The organism is Brevibacterium sp., assembly GCF_031179145.1.
GTDB lineage: Bacteria > Actinomycetota > Actinomycetes > Actinomycetales > Brevibacteriaceae > Brevibacterium.
On the sequence record NZ_JAPSIB010000004.1, the window covers coordinates 127,930 to 145,601 of the forward strand.

A 17,672-nucleotide genomic window follows, 5' to 3' on the forward strand; every position below is an offset into this window, starting at 1 on the left:
GGTTTTCATGAGTGCAACGCTGAGCCCCGACGACATCCTGGGACTGGATTCCATCTTCGAGAAGGAAGACCTCGAATTCGCGTCGATCGTGCGGAAGTGGCTGGACGAGAACGTTCGCGAGCACATCGGCGACTACTACCTCGAGGGTACGATCCCGGCACGGGACCTCGCGGAGGGCCTGGGAGAGCTCGGCTTGCTCGGCATGCACCTCGAGGGCTACGGCTGCGGCGGGTCGACGGCGACCCAGTACGGCCTGGCCTGTCGTGAGCTCGAGGCCATCGACTCCGGTCTGCGCTCGCTCGTGTCCGTGCAGGGATCGCTCGCGATGTTCGCCATCCACCACTTCGGCTCCGAGGCGCAGAAGGAGGAATGGCTGCCGCGCATGGCCGCGGGCAAGGCGATCGGCTGCTTCGGACTGACCGAGCCCGACGTCGGCTCCGACCCTTCGGGCATGAAGACGACCGCGCGCCGCGACGGCAGCGACTGGATCCTCAACGGCGCGAAGATGTGGATCACCAACTCGCCGGTCTCCGACGTCATGGTCGTCTGGGCGAAGACCGAGGAGTTCGACGACAAGGGCAACCCCGTCATCCGTGGTTTCGTCGTTCCCAGCGACACCGAGGGTGTCCAGACGCCGGAGGTCCACCGCAAGATCTCACTGCGCGCGTCGATCACCGGCGAGATCGTGCTCGACAACGTGCGCCTGCCCGAGGACGCGATGCTGCCAAAGGCCAAGGGCCTCAAGGGCCCGTTGAGCTGCCTGTCGGAGGCGCGGTTCGGGATCGTCTTCGGCGTCACCGGCGCCGCCCGCGATGCGCTGCTCTCCGCGCTCGAGTACACCGGAACGCGCATCCAGTTCCAGCGCCCCATCTCGTCGTTCCAGATCACGCAGCAGAAGCTGGCCAAGGCATTCGGTCAGTATTCGCAGATCACGCTGCTGGCAGCGCATCTGGGCAGACTCAAGGATTCGGACCAGGGTGTGCGTCCGGAGCAGATCAGCCTGGGCAAGATGGTCAACGTCGACTCCGCGATGAACGTGTGCCGTGACCTGCGTGCGCTCTTCGGCGGTTCGGGCATCACCAGCGAGTACCCGCCGCTGCGTCACGCGGTCAACCTCGAGACCGTGCTCACCTACGAGGGCACACACGAGGTCCACCAGCTGACCCTGGGACGGGCGATGACCGGCATCAACGCCTTCGCCAACTGAGAAAGCATGGCCCGGGCCCGCGCGGCCCGGGTCACTCCTTGGTGAGGACCGTGTCCTGGAGCCATTCAACACTCGAGGTGGCGTCGATGGTGCCCGAGTCGTCGAGGATCACGGCGGCGTCCGGAGTCAGGGGCGTCACCTCGGCGGATTCGACCCGGGAATCACGCATCGCCTGATCGAGGTTCGCGGTCTCCCCCGCGACCGTGATGCCGACCCCCTCGAAGCGTGAGCGCACGACCTTCACCGACGCTCGGCCCGAGTTGGTCGGCGCGGCGTCGATGGGGTGGAGGAGCACGATCGGACCGGATTCCTGGGGCTCGGCATCGATGAGCCCGGCTTCGGAGGCGATCTCCGCCTCTGCCATCCCTGCCCCGGTCGGCACCACGGCGCTCGTGGTGGAACCGCGGTTGTGGGCGGATCGCATATCCACGAGCAGGCCGATCCGCACGGCGGCGAGAATGCTCAGCGCCCGGGCGATCGGAGGAACAGCCTCGTCGATGATCAGAGTCGCCGGTCCTTCGTCCCTCGCGGTACCTGGCCCCGCGTCCGGGTCCGTCGCGGTCCCGGGACCGGACGTGGAATCGGCATCGTCGGCGACGAGTCCCATCGCACGCAGGATCCCGCCGAGCTTCGCACTGCGGTCGAGCACCTCGGCGCGGGTGAGTTCGATCGGCTGCGACAGCGCCTTCACCAGGCGCGGGTCGGAGACCTCCCGGCCGTCGAGCACCGGTCTCTGGGGAGCCGGGCCCGTGAGGATGACGGCGTCGGACTCCCCCATCGCCACGGGGTGGTCGAGCAGCTCGAACACCGGGTTGAAGGTCCCGGGCGAGGCGTCGGTGGGTTTGGCGAAATAGTGGAGGTCAGTCAACGGAGGCCATCACTTCCACGACCCGGTCGATGAAGGCATCCACCTGATCCTCGTCGTAGGCCTTGTCCCCTTTCGCGGTCCTGAACAGCACGCGCCGGACCTGGTCGACGCTCATCGCCACACCCTGGGTGAAGTAGGCGTTGACCTTGTCGCACATCTCGTCGACCTGCCCGATGTCGTAGCCGATGACTCCGACCGGAGGGTTGTCGAATCGTTCGCCGTGCTCGCGCACGAGGCGTTTGCGCAGGGAGGCGGCGACGCGGGTGAGCTCCTGCACCCAGGCGTCCTGCCCCGACTGGGCGATGAGGCGGTCGCGCGCCTGCTTGGCGAACGCATCCTCGAGCCGGTCGAGAGCTGCGTCGACGACGGCGACGTGGTAGCCCTTTCGGACGAGATCGAAGCCGACCGTCCGCACCGCCCTCGAGTCCAGGTCACCGGGCAGCGGAGTCTCGCGCTCGAAGGATTCGCGTGCGCGCTTGAAGAAGCTGTCGACCTGTTTCGGGTCGTAGCCGTTCTTCCAACCGGACATTCGCGGGAAAGTGGTGTCCGCCATGATTCCTCCAAAAGCGAATCGCCGTAAGTGTCATTTCCACCATGATAATTGGCGGACCGGGAAAATTTGCGCCGGCGCCCGGCGCGCAGGCCGGGGCTCGGTGGCAGTTCGCCGAGGGCGGGGTCAGTCGGCGGCTGCGAGCTGACCGCAGGCGCCGTCGATGTCCGACCCACGGGTGTCGCGGATGGTCGTCGGGACGCCGGCGTCGACGAGCCGGCGGACGAATTCGTTCGCGACTTCCGGCTCCGAGGCGGTCCACACCGATCCGGGGGTCGGGTTGAGCGGGATCGGATTGACGTGCACCCAGCCCCGGCCGCGAGCGTTGAGCTTCTTGGCCAGCAGCTCTGCTCGCCAGGCGTGATCGTTCATGTCCTTGATCAGCGCGTATTCGATGCTGACCCGGCGACCGGTGACCTGAAAGTAGTTGTAGGCGGCGTCGATCGCCTCGTCGGCCTTCCAGCGGGTGTTGACCGGGATCATCTCGTCGCGCAGCTCGTCGTCGGGTGCGTGGAGGCTGAGCGCGAAGGTGACAGGGATGTCCTCGGCGGCGAGCTTGTTGATGCCCGGCACGAGACCGACCGTCGAGATGGTGATGCGGCGGGCCGACATGCCCAGGCCCGCGGGGGCAGGGTCGACGAAGCGGCGCACCGCGTTCATCACTCGCTTGTAGTTGGCCAGGGGTTCGCCCATGCCCATGAAGACGATGTTGCTCACGCGCTCGGGTCCGCTCGCCGAGGTGCTTCCCGCACCGCTGCCACCCTCGGGTGCTTCGCCCTGCTCCTCGTCGGCTTCCGCCCCGAGTGCCACCTCGTCGCTCGACGAAGCCTCCCCTGCCGAGGCGGGCGCCAGTTCCCCTGCCGCGATCACCTGGTTGGCGCGAATGACCTGCTCGACGATCTCGGCCGTGGACATGTTGCGGGTCAGGCCCTGCTGACCCGTGGCGCAGAACGGACAGTTCATCCCGCAGCCGCACTGACTCGAGACGCAGAGGGTGACGCGGTTGCGGTAGCGCATGAGCACCGACTCGACGAGCGCACCGTCGAAGAGGCGCCAGAGGAACTTGATCGTGTCGCCGTTCTCGGTCCTCAGCCGTCGCACCTCGGTGAGCAGGGGCGGGAAGAAGCGCTCCCCCAACGGTTCGCGCAGAGACTTCGGCAGATCGGTCATCGCGTCGACGTCGGTCTGGTAGTGCGTGAAGTAGTGCGTCGAGAGCTGCTTCGCCCGGAACGCGGGCAGACCCATCTCCTGGACCGCGGCGATGCGCTCGTCCATCGACATGTCGGCCAGATGCTCCTTCGGCTGGCTGACTCGCGGCGATTTGAAATTGAGGAGCGGACGACCATCCCGCGTCGGGGTCTTCGAGGTCGTTCCGTCGGCGTGCTCGACGACGGGCCTGACTTGCCTGCTACCTGCTTGAGAACTCACCGCTCCATTGTCTCACGAAGGGCAAGCGGACGAGATGTGCCCGCGGCCACGTGCGCGGGCACGGATCGCGGTAACGGCCGGGAGGCGATCAGAGGTACCCGGGCAGAACCGAGAGCAGGACGAGCGCGACCGGTGCCGTGGGGAGGATCGAGTCGAGGCGGTCCATGACTCCCCCGTGGCCGGGCAGCAGGGTGCCCATGTCCTTGAGGTCGAGATCGCGTTTGATCATCGATTCGCTGAAGTCACCGAGGGTCGCGAAGGCCGGGATCACGACGCCGATGACGATGCCCGTCCAGAAGGGAGCGCCGAAGACGACCAGGGCCAGGATGACGGCGACGGCGGTGGTGAACACCACCGAACCGAGGTAGCCCTCCCAGGACTTCTTCGGAGAGATGCTCGGGGCGATGGGGTGCTTGCCCCAGACGACTCCGAAGATATAGCCGCCGGTGTCCGAGGCGACGACACAGGCGAGGAACAGAATGACGTAGAGATTCCCGTCGGGCTCGGTCAGCAGATAGACGACGAAGCATGCCATCAGCCCGACATAGGTCAGCGCGAACAGCGACATGGACACGTCCTTGACCGCGTTCTTGCGCCGTTCGACCATGGTGAACAGCATCACCGCGCCGGCTCCGGCGGCGAAGGTCACCCAGAGCGCTTCGCGTCCTCCGAAGAAGGTGGCCACCACCATGCAGGCGGCCGCCACGACGGTCGGCACGCGGGAGACGAGGGAGCCGGAGCGTGAGAGCGCATTGGCCAACTCCCACATCGCGACCACGATGGCGATGAGGATGATGAAGAGGAATGACGTCGGGAAGATGAGCAGCGAGGCGAGCACTGCTCCACCGAGCAGCAGTCCCATCCCGATGGCGGCGGGGAGGTTGCGCCCGGCTCTGCCGTAGTCCTTCGTGGGGGCCTCCGCCTCGGTGCCGGCCTCGTCCGGGGGCTGGGGATTCGAGTAAGGCTCACCGGGAGTGTAGGGCTTGTCCGAGGCTCGCAGGTCCCTGCGGCGAGGGTACGCGAGGGCGGTCGGACCGGAGTCCGGGGCCGGTTCGGCATCTGCCGAACCGAAAACGTGCGCTCCACCGCTGGCGGCCGTCGCGTCGTTCGGCTGAGCGTCGGCCGGCGATTCGTTGCGCTGAGCTTCGGCCGGCGATTCGTTCCGCTGAGCGTCGGCCGGCGATTCGTTCCGCTGAGCGTCGGCCGGCGATTCGTTGCGCTGAGCTTCGGGCGTGTGGACGTCACCGGCGGTGCTCGGCACCGCTGTGTCGCCTGAGGGGCCCGAGGCGCCTGAGCCATCTGCGCCGCCTGCGGCGTCTGAGTGGCTTGAAGAACCACCGCGGGACGTGCCCGACGAGTCACCGTCGGATGCCGGATCGTCGTCAGACTGCCCAGAGGCGCCGGCTGAGTCCGGGGTCTGGCCCTCGACCCCGAGGTGGGAAGTGCGAAGTCCCTCGTTTCGCGTCGAAGTCCCGTCCGGCTCCTCTGCAGGAGCCGGACCGGACGAGGGACTGCTGGGCCCGGTCAACGCGATCATCAGACCTCGAGCAGCTCGGCTTCTTTCTTGGCGAGCAGCTTGTCGATGCTGTCCACCTTGGCCTTCGTCAGCTCGTCGAGCTCGGAGATGGCTCGGGTGACCTCGTCCTCCCCGGCCTCTCCGTCCTTCTTGATGCGCTCGAGGGTGTCCTTCGAGTGACGACGGATGTTGCGGATGGAGACCTTTCCATCCTCGGCCTTGCTCTTGACGATCTTGACGTATTCCTTGCGTCGCTCCTCGGTGAGCTCCGGGAGCACGACGCGGATGACGTTGCCGTCGTTGGCCGGGTTGGCACCGATGTCCGAGTTGCGCAGTGCGTTCTCGATGTCGCCGAGAGCGCCGCGGTCATAGGGCGTCACGAGAATCGTACGAGCTTCCGGAGTCTGGAACGAAGCCAGCTGCTGCAGAGGAGTCGGAGCGCCGTAGTACTCGATCTCGATATTGGCGAACAGAGCGGGATTGGCCCGGCCGGTGCGAATCGACCCGAAGTCCTCCTGGGTGAACTCCACGGCCTTGTCCATTTTCTCCCTGGCCTCTGCCAGTGTTTCTTCAATCACGACTCACTCTTTCGTCGGTGGGAACTTTGGATTCATTCTATGGGTCTTGGGTCACAAATGCCGCAACTCACCCACCCCCGACACCACTTGGCCCGGTCTGAGCGTGGTTCATGCAGGAGTGGAAGTCGCCGGGCACTACTGATCAGCTGCACGTCGGCATGCCATCACCTCGGCGCAGGCAATACGACAGCAATGCCTGAGCACGGATGGCGTGGGTATTCCGGCGGGCCGGCTGCACCACGAATTCCGGCAGCTCGGCGGCCGCTCGACTACTTGACGACGGTGCCGATCTTCTCCCCCGCGATCGCCTTGCGCAGGTTGCCTTCGCCTTCCATGCCGAAGACGTGCATCGGAAGCTTGTTGTCCATGCACAGGGAGAACGCTGTGGCGTCGACGACCTTGAGGCCTGAGATCAGCGCCTCCTCATAGGTGATCTCGTTGATCTTCTCCGCGGTCGGATCGAGGTTCGGGTCGGCGGTGTAAACGCCGTCGACGCCGTTCTTGGCGATGAGCACCTCGTCGGCGTGGATCTCGAGGGCCCGCTGTGCGGCCACGGTATCCGTGGAGAAGTAGGGCAGGCCGGCGCCGGCGCCGAAGATGACGACGCGGTTCTTCTCCATGTGGCGCATGGCACGGCGGGGGATGTAGGACTCGGCGACCTGCGACATGGGAATCGCCGTCTGGACTCGGGTGTCGACGCCGAGCTGCTCGAGGAAGTCCTGCAGGGCCAGGCAGTTCATCACGGTGCCGAGCATGCCCATGTAGTCGGCGCGGGTCCGGTCCATGCCCCGCTGGGAGAGCTCTGCTCCCCGGAAGAAGTTGCCGCCTCCGACGACGATGCTGACTTCCACCTCGTCGACGATGGGAGCGACTTCTCGAGCCACAGCGGCCACCACGTCGGGATCGACGCCGATCTTCCCGCCTCCGAACACCTCGCCGGACAGCTTGAGGAGTACGCGGCGACGGTGGGTACGAACCGGTCTGCTGGCATGACTGGATTCGTGAACCGGGGTGGATGTCATTGAGTCCTTCTTCCGTGCGGGCACGATGGTTGTTGACAGTTTAGCGAAAACGGGGCCGGACCCAATGGTCCGACCCCGTCACTCGCTTATGAGATCACTCTCAGGCCGACGACAGCTGATGTGGCGACTTCGCCTGTTGGCGAAGTACCTGGTCAGCGGTTGAGAAGGCTTCAGGATCCGACGCGGAAGCGCAGGAATCCGGTTGCCTTGACGCCGGCGGCCTCGAGGACCTTGCCCACGGACTGCTTGGGATCCTTGGCGAATGCCTGGTCAAGCAGGCAGTTCTCCTTGAAGAAGCCGTTGACGCGTCCTTCGATGATCTTCGGCAGAGCCTTCTCGGGCTTTCCTTCGTTCTTCGCGGTGTCCTCGGCGATGCGACGTTCGTTCTCGACGAGGTCGGCGGGGACCTCTTCGCGCGAGAAGTACTTCGGGCTCATCGCGGCGATATGGACAGCCACATCGTGAGCGACTGCCGAGTCGTCGCCTTCGTAGGCGAGCAGAACGCCGACCTGCGGAGGCAGGTCCTTGTTCGTGCGGTGCAGGTACGACTCGATGGCGGAGCCTTCGAGCCGGGCGACACGGCGCAGCGCGACCTTCTCACCCAGCGTGGCTCCGCTTTCGGTGATGAACTGGGAGACGGGCTTGCCGTCGACCTCGGTCTCGAGGAGTGCCTCGGCGGACTCGGCCTTGTTGGCCACTGCCAGGTTGAGGACCTCGTCCGCAAGTGCGATGAAGGGGTCCGACTTCGCGACGAAGTCGGTCTCCGAGTTGAGTTCGATCATCGTGCCGACTCCACCGTCGACATGAGCGGCCACGAGGCCGTCGCTGGTGGAACGTCCTTCGCGCTTGGTGGCACCCTTGAGGCCCTTGACGCGGAGGATCTCGATGGCCTTCGCCTGGTCGCCGTCGGCTTCGCCGAGAGCCTTCTTGACGTCCATCATTCCGGCGCCGGTCTTCTCTCGCAGCGACTTGATGTCAGCGGCAGTGTAGTTTGCCATACTTTCTCCTATTGGTGGTGGAGTTGAAGGAAATCAGGACTGTGCGGACTCGGTGGAGTCGGCACCGGCTGCCGCGGGCTCCTGCGCTGCCTCTTCGGTCTCGGTGGCTCCCGCGGGCTCCTGCGCTGCCTCTTCGGTGGAAGCGGCTTCCTCGGGAGCAGCTTCGCCGGCTTCTGCCGCTTCACCGGCAGGGCCTTCTTCACCGGCAGGGGCGCTGCCTTCGAGCAGTTCGCGCTCCCACTCCGGCATCGGCTCGACGGCGGAGACGTTCTTCTCGCCGCCCTCGTCCGGGGAGGAGTGACGGGCGATGAGGCCCTCGGCGACCGCGTCGGCGATCACGCGGGTGAGCAGGGACACCGAGCGGATGGCGTCGTCGTTGCCCGGGATCGGGTAGGTGACGTCATCGGGGTCGCAGTTGGTGTCGAGGATCGCGATGACCGGGATGCCCAGCTTCTTCGCTTCGTCGACGGCCAGGTGTTCCTTCTTGGTGTCGACGATCCAGACAGCGGACGGAGTGCGCTGCATGTCGCGGATACCACCGAGGGTCTTCTCCAGCTTGTCCTTCTCACGACGGAGAATGAGGAGTTCCTTCTTGGTGTGACCCGAGCCGGCAACGTCGTCGAAGTCGATCTCTTCGAGTTCCTTCAGGCGAGCCAGACGCAGCGAGATGGTCTGGAAGTTGGTGAGCATGCCGCCGAGCCAACGCTGGTTGACGAAGGGCTGGCCGACGCGCTTGGCCTGCTCGGCGATCGATTCCTGTGCCTGCTTCTTGGTGCCGACGAAGAGGATCGAGCCACCGTGGGAGACGGTTTCCTTGACGAACTCGAAGGCGTTGTCGATGTAGCCCAGCGACTTCTGCAGGTCGATGATGTAGATGCCGTTGCGCTCCGTGAAGATGAAGCGCTTCATCTTCGGGTTCCAACGACGGGTCTGGTGTCCAAAGTGGACGCCGCTGTCGAGCAGCTGGCGGATGGTGACGACGGCCATGCCGACGCTCCTTTCTCTTGCGCCTCTCGGGCGCACTGAGTCACGGTTGACGGGCAGCGTTTCGACTGCCGACGACGGTGACGATTTCGGTTGATGCCTGGTATTCGGTCCGCGCACCCCACAAGACTGCCCAGATGGACCGCTTGCACCTCGGGGTGGAGAAGAATTCGAATACGCGTAGTCAGAAGACACGCTTCTGCTGAGCCCAGTGTAGCCCGGCCGACCAAGCGTTTTCCAATCGATGACCCTCATCGCGGAGCTCTTCCGCCCGACTCATGCACTTTCGCTTGTGGATGGCGGGACACAGGCGGGACTCGTGCCCGAAGGAGCTGGACAACACCTGCACCGCGCCATTCCCACTCGCATCGCGCTGATCGCCGGGTTTCGCCTGCGCGGCGGGGATCGCCCGCGCCGCGGCGTTCGGACCACTCCCCTGACTCGTGCCCGTCGTACTGTGGTTCGACGCCGCACTCATGCTCGTTTTCCCTGTGGATGCCCCGCGCTCTTCCACAGGGAAATTCGGCGCTGGTGACTTCCCTGGCGTGCTGCTCTTCGATGAATCCATGACCCGATTCGACACCAGCCCACCACTGCTCCGGACTCGGTTCTCGTCGGCGCTGACACCGATCCTTGCGATCCTCGCCCTGATCCTCGCCGAGGCGACCCTCCTCCTTCCCGCGGACCGTGCCGTCGCCGTGGAGAAGCTCACTGCCACTTGGGTCTCACCGGTCCCGGCGATGGAGATCATCGAAGCCTTCGATCCGCCGGAGGAGAAATGGTCGCGGGGCCACCGTGGCATCGACGTGCTGGCTGTCGGCGGCGAGCCTCTGCGGGCGCCGGCAGCGGGAGTGATCCGCTTCCGCGGGTCCGTCGCCGGGACGCAGACCGTGAGCATTGAAACCGAATCGGGATTCGTGGTGTCCTTCCAACCGGCGACCTCCGACCTCAAGATGGGCGAGAGCTTCGCCCCTGGAGCCATGATCGGCGCCGTGGGTGAGGGTTCCCACTGTGACAGGTCCTGTCTGCATCTCGGGGTCTGGCCGGCGGCCAGCAACCGGAAGTACCTCGATCCCGCGCAGTTCTTCGGCCAGGAGCAGTCCCTCCTCCTGCCACTCTCGCGCACCCCGGAGGAGGAACCGGCCGGCGATGACACGAGCTCAGGTGCCGGAGCCTGGGGCGGTCACCGGAATGGCCGGATACCGGCCTCGGCTATGTGCGAGCTCGAGTCTGCTCCCGGGCACATGCTCCGCTGCGACGCGCAGAAGGCCTTCGATCGCCTGTCATATGCGTATCGGGCCCGATTCGGCTCTCCGATCTCTGTCACGGATTCCTACCGCGACTACGACACTCAAGTCATCCTCAAGCGCCGCAAAGGACGGATGGCGGCCACTCCGGGCCGTTCCAACCACGGCTGGGCCCTGGCCGTGGACCTGGGTGGTGGGATCAACGCGTTCGGCACGGCACAGCATTCGTGGATGCGGGCAAACGCCCCGACGTTCGGCTGGGTTCATCCCGGCTGGGCCCGACAGACCGGGTCGCTCCCAGAGGCTTGGCACTGGGAGTACAGGAAATGAGGACACTGGTGCGATAGAACTGGAGGCATGCGTATCGCCATTGTCGGAGGGCACGGACAGATTGCCCTGAAAGCCACTGAACAGCTCATCTCCGCCGGTCACGAAGTGACCTCGATCATCAGAAGACCCGAGCAGGTGAACGAGATCGAAGCGCTGGGAGCTCAGGCCCAGATCTGCGATATCGCGACCGCAAGCGCTGCCGAGCTGGCCGCCGCCGTCGCCGGGTCCGATGCCTTGGTGTTCGCCGCCGGCGCCGGACCGGGCTCGACGATCGAGGCCAAGCGCAGCATCGATCTGGGTGGTTCACTCAAGTCGATCGATGCCTGTCTGGAGATCGGGGTCCGCAGATTCGTCCAGATCTCTTTCATCGGCGTCACCGAGCCCGTACCGGAGGGCACCGATCCGGTCTTCGCCGCGTACTGGGATGCCAAACGGGAAGCGGATGAAGCGCTCATCTCCTCGGGCCTCGACTACACGATCGTCAAACCCGGTCGGCTGACGGACGAACCCGCGACCGGCACCGGCGAAGTCGGCACGGGGTCGCCGCGCGGCGCCTCCACTTCGCGGGCGAACGTGGCGGACTTCATCCGAGTCGTGCTGGACGAGCCGCGTACCATCGGGATGTCGATCGACGTCTGGGACGGCGACACTCCACTTCGAGATGCTCTGGAGAGCTTCCTGCAGACGCAGCGCTGACGTCCCGCGGACACGGCCGGCCCGCGATACGGCGGTGCCGGGCTGTGCCGCCCGAAATTCAGGCCCGTGGGTGGGCCCGCCGGTAGGTGTCCTGGAGCCTCTGCATCGAAACGTGGGTGTAGATCTGCGTGCTGCTCATGGTCGCATGACCGAGCAGCTCCTGGATCTGCCGCAGGTCGGCACCTCTGTCGAGCATGTGAGTCGCTGCCGAATGCCTGAGCCCGTGCGGCCCGATGTCCGGAGCCTCGGGTTGTCCGACCCCATAGCGGTGGACGAGCTCCCTCACCTGCCGAGCGCCGATCCGCCCTCCGCGCAGGCCGAGGAACAGGGCGTCCCCGCTCCGGTCGCTCGCGAGGGCGGCCCGCAGCCCCAGCCACCTCTCGAGCGCGTCACGTGCGGGTCCGCCGAAGGGCACCCGACGTTCCTTGCTGCCTTTGCCCAGGACCGTGATCATCGATTTGTGATGGTCGACGTCCCGGCGGTCCAGACCGCACAGCTCCGAGACTCGGACCGCGGTGGCGTAGAGCATCTCGAGGATCGCCACGTCCCGGGCCGCTCGTGCGATCTCCACAGGGTCGTTGTCAGCGTCGGGGTCCCCCGCGGTTGTCGGCACGGCCGAGATCAGGTCCGCCGCCTGCTGGGGTTTGAGCACGGTGGGCAGCCGTGAGTCCTTCTTCGGGGTGCGCAGTCGGGCCGCCGGATTGTTCGTCAGACCCTGGCTGCTCACGCAGTAGGCGAAGAACGACTTCACCGCGGCGATCTTCCGCGCCACCGTCGACTTCGCCGCACCCGCGTCATCGAGAGCGATCAGCCAGGCGCGCAGATCCTGCAGATCGATGTCGTCCAGATTTGGATCGGGCCGCTGCCCGCTGCCCGTGTGGTCGAGGAAATCACCGACATCGGAGAGGTAGGCCTTCGCTGTGTGCGGGGAGACGTTGCGGGACCGCAGATGGTCCGCGTACCCGGCCACAGCCTCGGCGATGCTCTTCGAAGTCGTCACGCTCCCAGGGTACGCGGTCACCTCTTCTTCCGGCGCAGCTTGACCCACCCCGCGTCGCGTCGGGCGCTCAGCCCGGTCAGTTCGAGAGCGGCGAGCGCCGACAGCGCTTCGACGATGGTCAGGCCGGCTCGGCTCGCGATGGTGCCGGGGTCGAGCGCGCGTGTCGTCGAGAGCGCGTTGAGACAGATCTTCTCCCGCTCCGCCAAGTCGTCGACGGGGTCGTCAGCGGGGGCGGCCGCCGTGTCCTCGAAGAGCGTCGGCTCCGCGAGATCGAGCAGCCCCATGACGTCGTCGCAGCAGGTCACCAATTCCGCCTCGTGAAGGCGGAGAAGGCGATGGCAACCCGTCGAGGACGCCGAGTACACGGAGCCGGGAAAAGCTCCGACGGCTCGTGAGAGTTCAAGCGCATGCCTGGCCGTGTTGAGCGCACCCGACCTCCAGCCGGCTTCAACGATGATCGTCGCGACCGACGACGCGGCGATGAGTCGATTGCGCAGCAGGAAGCGGTGGCGCATGGGCGTCATTCCCGGCGCGGTCTCCGAGACGATCGCGCCCCCGGGGAGCATCTGTCGAAACAGTTCCGTGTTCGCGGCCGGATAGAACCGATCGACTCCGCCCGCCATGAACGCCACTGTCGGATGGTCGCGCGCAATCGCTGCGCGGTGAGCTGCCGCGTCGATGCCGAAGGCCCCGCCGGAGACGACTGTGACTCCACGAGCCGAGAGGTCCCAGGCGAGATCGGACGCGCATTTGGTGCCGTAGCTGCTCGCGGCCCGTGCGCCGACGACCGCGACGGCGCGGAGCAGGACCGACCGCAGCAACGCCTCTCCCCTGACCCACAGCCCCAAGGGCGCTGCAGGCCCGAGGTCGGACAGAGCTGCGGGCCATTCGGGGTCGGTGGGCAGCACGAGCCGACTGCCCAACCGCTGCATGGAGTCGAGGTCCCGGCCGCCCGCCGATTCCTCTCCGCGTACTGCCCACCTGGCAAGCGCCTCGGACAGCTGCCCGGCGCCGGCCACGGTGCCGATGGCAGTGGAGACTCCAGCGGCCGCCTCGTTCGCTGAGGCCTGCCGGGTGGCGACGGCGATGATGAGATCGAGCACAGCTCGCGGACCCATCTCATCGACGAGGCCCTTCATCAGTCCGTCACCCGGCTCACCGATTCTCAACAGCGCCGCGACTGCCGCTCGAGCATCATCGGACACGTTCCCCCTCGTCGGACCCTGTGCTGGTTCGGTTCCTTCGTCTGCCCCGTCCATCTGCCCTTCCCCTTCTCATCCGAGCGCCGACGTGCTTTCACTTACTCGAGTCCGCCGGTTTTCGGCACGCGCCCGCCCCACTTACGTATCCTGACTTCGCAGGGCGAGCGCCGTTCTGATTCTGTCCGCGGTGGGGGCCTCAGCCCCTTCGAGATCGGCCAGCGTCGTCGCAACTCGCAGAATCCGGTCGTACCCGCGCATGGTGATCCTCCCGGTCTCGAGGGCCCGGTCGAGATCGGCGAGTGCCTTCGGGCTGAGTGAGAAGTGCTCGCGAAGCCATGGACCCGGAGCCGCCGCGTTGAGCTTCCACGGACAGTCGGCGTATCTGGCGGCCTGTCTCTGTCTGGCTGCGAGGACTCTCTCTGTCACTGCTGCGCTCGACTCCTGCGCACCAGCGAGGCGGATGTCGGCCGGAGAGACCGGGAGCAGCTCGAGCTGCAGGTCGACCCTGTCGAGCAGTGGGCCCGAGAGTCTGCTCCGGTACCTGCGCTTGTCCATGGGAGTGCATTGACAATGAACCTCCGCGCCCTGCATTCCCGCGCCACACGGACAGGGGTTCGCCGCCATGATCAGCTGGAAGGCTGCCGGCAGCACCATCGAGCCCCATGCGCGGTGGATCTGCACCTGCCGCGATTCCAGGGGCTGGCGCAGCGCCTCCAACACGTCCCGGGAGAACTCCGGCGCCTCGTCGAGGAACAGGACTCCTCGGTGGGCGCGGCTGATGATGCCGATCGACCCGGGCTTGCGCCCCCCGACCATTGCCGAGGCGGTGCTGCGATGATGTGGGGCTTCGAACGGCGGACGGTGGTCGAGGCCCTCACTGCTCTCGAGCTCTCCACGCAGCGATCTCACCGCTGCGACCTCCACCGCCTGCGCATCGTCGAGGGGCGGCAGGATGCCGGGCAGGCATTGGGCCAGCAGTGTCTTGCCCGCGCCGGGAGTCCCGCGCATGAGCAGATTGTGTCCTCCGGCGGCGGCGACCTCGAGTCCGAATCGAGCTTCGTCCTGCCCCTGCACTTCGGACAGGTCGTGCAGTTCGGGACGGTGAGTCGATGGCGTCGGCGCTGCGACGACCGCGGGTAGGGGCGGAACCGCGAGGTCGCCGCCGTAGATGTTGACGAGTTCGGCCAGAGAGGCGACTGCTTTGACCTGTGCCCCGGCCAGCAGAGATGCCTCGTGACAGTTCCCGACCGGCACGACGAATCGGTCGAAGCCGGACTGCAGTCCGACATGCAGTGTGGGCAGGACTCCGTTGACTGGCCTGATCCGACCGTCGAGTCCCAGCTCCCCGCAATGGATGATCGATTCCGTTCCGGCGAAGCCGATGACTCCCTGAGCCCTGAGCACGGCCACGGCGATGCCAAGGTCGAAACCGGTGCCGACCTTCGGCACCGTGCCCGGAGTGAGATTGATCGTCAGGTGCTGCGTGGCGACAGGAATCCCGAGATACGCCAGCGCCGCCCGCAGCCGCTTGCGCGACTCACTCACAGATGCGTCGGGCAGACCGACGATGTCGATGCCGGGCAGGCCCGCACTGACGCAGGCTTCGATGGAGACGATCGTACCGGCCAGCCCCCATAGCGCTACGGCCGAGGATCGTCCGATCACGTTCAGCTTCGCCTCGGAGCCCATCAGTCGGCCTGCAGGTTCTCAACGTGGAAGTACTGCGGTTCGGGGCTCATGACGATACCGAGACCGTCGATGCGGATGGCGGCGATGAACTCGGTCTGCCGGCTGAGCCAGATGCCGACCAGCCTCCTGATCCGCACGAGTTTGACCGGGGTGATGGCCTCCAGCGGTGAACCCAGCCTCAGGCTCCGGCGAGTCTTCACCTCGACGAAGACCAGTTCATCGCCGTCGCGGGCGATGATGTCGATCTCTCCGCGAGGGCATCTGAAGTTGCGTTCGACGATCGTCATCCCGCGGCCTTCGAGATAGGCGGCAGCCAGGTCCTCACCGGCACGACCGAGGCTCAGCTGCCGGTCACCTCGGCTGGGCGAGCGGAGGATGCGCGGCTCAGCGGCGCGAGGCCGATCGCCTTTGCCTTCCGGGGTCGGTCTCCCGCTCCGGTTCGCGTCTGAATGTCCCATGCGGCACAGCCCACCACGAGGGGCGAGGAATCCGAAAGGGCGCACGTACGGCCTGTGGATTCACTTTGATCATCCACAGGCCGTACCCGCGCAAGTCGGCAGGCCGTCCACAGTCCGCCATGATCGAGTCGGACTCGCTGCCGTCCGACCGAGCCTGTGTCCCTACCGTCCGATCGAGGTCGGCGGTTCGAGTTCGCTCTTGGCGATCTCCTCGATGTTGACGTCCTTGAACGTGAGCACATGCACGGTCTTGATGAACCGGGCGGAACGGTAGCTGTCCCACACCCAGGCATCACGCAGCGTCAGTTCGAAGTAGACGTCACCGGCGTCGTTGTGCGCTTTGAGGTCGACGTGGTTGGCGAGGTAGAAGCGTCGCTCCGTCTCCACCACGTAGGCGAACAGCCCCACGACGTCCCGGTACTCCTTGTACAGCTGAAGCTCCAACTGTGCTTCGTAGTCGTCCAGATCATCTGTGCTCATGCCAACAATTCCTCAGTCGTGTGTAAGCGGAAACTCTTCCGATGATGAACGCTCGCACCGTGTTCGGCGATGCCCTGACGATGCCTGAGCGTCCCGTATCCAACGTTCGACTCCCAACCATACTGCGGGTGCGCCTCGGCGAGTTCGATCATCTCCTCGTCGCGGGCCACCTTGGCCACGATGCTCGCCGCTGCGATCACCGGGATCCTGCCGTCGCCTTTGATCACTGTCCGCACGGGCGGTATCAGCAGGTCGGCGGCGGGGCCGAACATCCCCAGGCAGTCGAGCGTGAGTGGGGCCGAGAGCCAGTCGTGTTTGCCGTCGAGGAGCACCAGGGTCCGGCGCGGGATCGCGTCGGACCCGAACACCTCGGCGAGAGCCCTCCTGCCGGCCAGGTTGAGTGCCATCGTCATTCCGAGGACGTCGATCTCGGTCGGACTCGCCGAGGCCACCGCGGTGGCCCGTGCCCACCCCTGGACCCGCTCGGTGGCGGCCCGGCGGGCAGCGCAGGAAAGCTGCTTGGAGTCGTGGATGCCCTCGGGCACCGTGGTGCGGATCAGTTCGGACAGTTCGAACACCGCGACGCCGACGCTGACGGGACCTGCCAGGGCGCCGCGTCCGACTTCGTCGACTCCGATCACGAAGTCGAAGCCCTCGGCGAGAAGTGCGCGTTCGAGACTGAGATCAGTCAGACCGGTGATCGTCATCAGCTGCCGGTGATTCCTTCCGGCTCGGGAACATGGGCGAAGACGTCAGCCGGCGTACTCATCCACGTCAACCGGTTCAGGGGCCAGTTGACGAGGAACACCGTGCCCACTACGTTCTCGGCCGGGACGAAGGGATGGGTGTCCTGATGGAAGCGGGAGTCGGCGGAGTTGCTGCGGTTGTCGCCCATCACCCAGTAGTCGCCTTCGGGCACGGTGACTGAGAAGTCCATCTCGGAGGGAGCCATTCCCGGTTCCAGATAGGTCTCATCGATCGGTTCGCCGTTGACGAGCAGCCGACCCTGAGCATCACAGCACTCCACAGTGTCACCGCCCTTGCCGATCACGCGCTTGATCAGCTGATTGCCCGCATCCGAGGGCGCCAGTCCGAGGAATTCGAGGACCGGGTTGGGTTCGTACGACGACGCCTGGTCGTCGGAGAGCCAGTCGCCGGGATCATCGAAGACGATGATGTCCCCACGGTCAGGGGGATCGAAACGGGGAGCGAGCTGATTGACGAGCACGCGGTCGTCGATCTGCAGGGTCTGCTCCATGGAGCCGGACGGGATGTAGAACGACCGCATCACCCAGGCCCGCAGCGCCGTCGAGATGAGCACGGCGACGACGATGATCGCCACGACTTCGAGCAGACCGCGGACGAACTTCCGGGAGGAGGGAGGGGAGGCTTCTGAGGAGGGCATTCGTTCGCTTTCTT

18 protein-coding genes are annotated in these 17,672 nt (G+C 65.9%); 3 read left to right on the top strand and 15 right to left on the bottom strand.

Features of this window, described 5'->3' with window-relative positions:
• Positions 1-7 precede the first annotated feature (7 nt).
• Complete coding sequence (locus tag RIT73_RS04945; RefSeq protein ID WP_309130945.1) at positions 8-1,207, top strand: acyl-CoA dehydrogenase family protein; 1,200 nt, start codon at positions 8-10, stop codon at positions 1,205-1,207.
• Positions 1,208-1,238: 31 nt separating this feature from the next.
• On the opposite strand, the gene RIT73_RS04950 is transcribed toward RIT73_RS04945, so the two are convergent.
• From RIT73_RS04950 to rpsB, 8 genes are all read right to left on the bottom strand, one after another.
• The gene (locus RIT73_RS04950) at positions 1,239-2,075 is read right to left on the bottom strand and encodes a hypothetical protein (protein ID WP_309130946.1); all 837 of its coding nucleotides are present in this window, start codon (positions 2,073-2,075) and stop codon (positions 1,239-1,241) included.
• Entirely contained in the window at positions 2,068-2,628 is a 561-nt protein-coding gene (locus RIT73_RS04955) for a DivIVA domain-containing protein (RefSeq protein WP_309130947.1), read from the bottom strand. The genes RIT73_RS04950 and RIT73_RS04955 overlap by 8 nt, the downstream gene beginning before the upstream one ends.
• A 123-nt stretch (positions 2,629-2,751) precedes the next feature.
• Complete coding sequence (gene rlmN / locus RIT73_RS04960) at positions 2,752-4,053, bottom strand: 23S rRNA (adenine(2503)-C(2))-methyltransferase RlmN (protein ID WP_309130948.1); 1,302 nt, start codon at positions 4,051-4,053, stop codon at positions 2,752-2,754.
• A gap of 88 nt (positions 4,054-4,141) precedes the next feature.
• The gene (locus RIT73_RS04965; protein WP_309130949.1) at positions 4,142-5,314 is read right to left on the bottom strand and encodes a phosphatidate cytidylyltransferase; all 1,173 of its coding nucleotides are present in this window, start codon (positions 5,312-5,314) and stop codon (positions 4,142-4,144) included.
• Between the two features lie 275 nt (positions 5,315-5,589).
• Positions 5,590-6,147, bottom strand: a complete 558-nt coding sequence (gene frr / locus RIT73_RS04970) for a ribosome recycling factor (RefSeq protein WP_309130950.1) — start codon at positions 6,145-6,147, stop codon at positions 5,590-5,592.
• Positions 6,148-6,416: 269 nt separating this feature from the next.
• Positions 6,417-7,169 (bottom strand): UMP kinase, encoded by a 753-nt coding sequence (pyrH, locus tag RIT73_RS04975; RefSeq protein ID WP_309130951.1) that lies wholly within the window; start codon positions 7,167-7,169, stop codon positions 6,417-6,419.
• A 170-nt stretch (positions 7,170-7,339) separates the two neighbouring features.
• On the bottom strand, positions 7,340-8,167 hold the full coding sequence (tsf, locus tag RIT73_RS04980; RefSeq protein WP_309130952.1) for a translation elongation factor Ts: 828 nt from the start codon (positions 8,165-8,167) through the stop codon (positions 7,340-7,342).
• 33 nt (positions 8,168-8,200) lie between these two features.
• On the bottom strand, positions 8,201-9,154 hold the full coding sequence (gene rpsB / locus RIT73_RS04985) for a 30S ribosomal protein S2 (protein ID WP_309130953.1): 954 nt from the start codon (positions 9,152-9,154) through the stop codon (positions 8,201-8,203).
• A 563-nt stretch (positions 9,155-9,717) separates the two neighbouring features.
• Between rpsB and RIT73_RS04990 the strand changes: the two genes are divergently transcribed.
• Both RIT73_RS04990 and RIT73_RS04995 read left to right on the top strand, forming a co-directional pair.
• A complete protein-coding gene (locus tag RIT73_RS04990) occupies positions 9,718-10,728 on the top strand; it encodes a D-alanyl-D-alanine carboxypeptidase family protein (RefSeq protein ID WP_309130954.1) in 1,011 nt (336 codons plus the stop codon).
• A 27-nt stretch (positions 10,729-10,755) separates the two neighbouring features.
• Positions 10,756-11,424: an SDR family oxidoreductase gene (locus RIT73_RS04995; protein ID WP_309130955.1), complete on the top strand. Its 669-nt coding sequence runs from the start codon at positions 10,756-10,758 to the stop codon at positions 11,422-11,424.
• A 58-nt stretch (positions 11,425-11,482) separates the two neighbouring features.
• Here RIT73_RS04995 and RIT73_RS05000 read toward each other — a convergent pair whose 3' ends face one another.
• From RIT73_RS05000 to lepB, 7 genes are all read right to left on the bottom strand, one after another.
• Positions 11,483-12,424, bottom strand: coding sequence for a tyrosine recombinase XerC (locus tag RIT73_RS05000; protein ID WP_309130956.1), 942 nt, complete (start codon positions 12,422-12,424; stop codon positions 11,483-11,485).
• 17 nt (positions 12,425-12,441) lie between these two features.
• Positions 12,442-13,629 (bottom strand): DNA-processing protein DprA, encoded by a 1,188-nt coding sequence (gene dprA / locus RIT73_RS05005; protein WP_309130957.1) that lies wholly within the window; start codon positions 13,627-13,629, stop codon positions 12,442-12,444.
• Positions 13,630-13,764: 135 nt separating this feature from the next.
• The gene (locus tag RIT73_RS05010; RefSeq protein WP_309130958.1) at positions 13,765-15,315 is read right to left on the bottom strand and encodes a YifB family Mg chelatase-like AAA ATPase; all 1,551 of its coding nucleotides are present in this window, start codon (positions 15,313-15,315) and stop codon (positions 13,765-13,767) included.
• On the bottom strand, positions 15,315-15,773 hold the full coding sequence (locus RIT73_RS05015; protein WP_309130959.1) for a YraN family protein: 459 nt from the start codon (positions 15,771-15,773) through the stop codon (positions 15,315-15,317). The genes RIT73_RS05010 and RIT73_RS05015 overlap by 1 nt, the downstream gene beginning before the upstream one ends.
• A 162-nt stretch (positions 15,774-15,935) precedes the next feature.
• Positions 15,936-16,253: a DUF2469 domain-containing protein gene (locus RIT73_RS05020; RefSeq protein ID WP_309130960.1), complete on the bottom strand. Its 318-nt coding sequence runs from the start codon at positions 16,251-16,253 to the stop codon at positions 15,936-15,938.
• Positions 16,250-16,960: a ribonuclease HII gene (locus tag RIT73_RS05025; protein ID WP_309130961.1), complete on the bottom strand. Its 711-nt coding sequence runs from the start codon at positions 16,958-16,960 to the stop codon at positions 16,250-16,252. Before RIT73_RS05025 ends, RIT73_RS05020 begins: the two co-directional genes overlap by 4 nt.
• Positions 16,960-17,658: a signal peptidase I gene (gene lepB / locus RIT73_RS05030; protein ID WP_309130962.1), complete on the bottom strand. Its 699-nt coding sequence runs from the start codon at positions 17,656-17,658 to the stop codon at positions 16,960-16,962. The genes RIT73_RS05025 and lepB overlap by 1 nt, the downstream gene beginning before the upstream one ends.
• Positions 17,659-17,672: the final 14 nt, after the last annotated feature.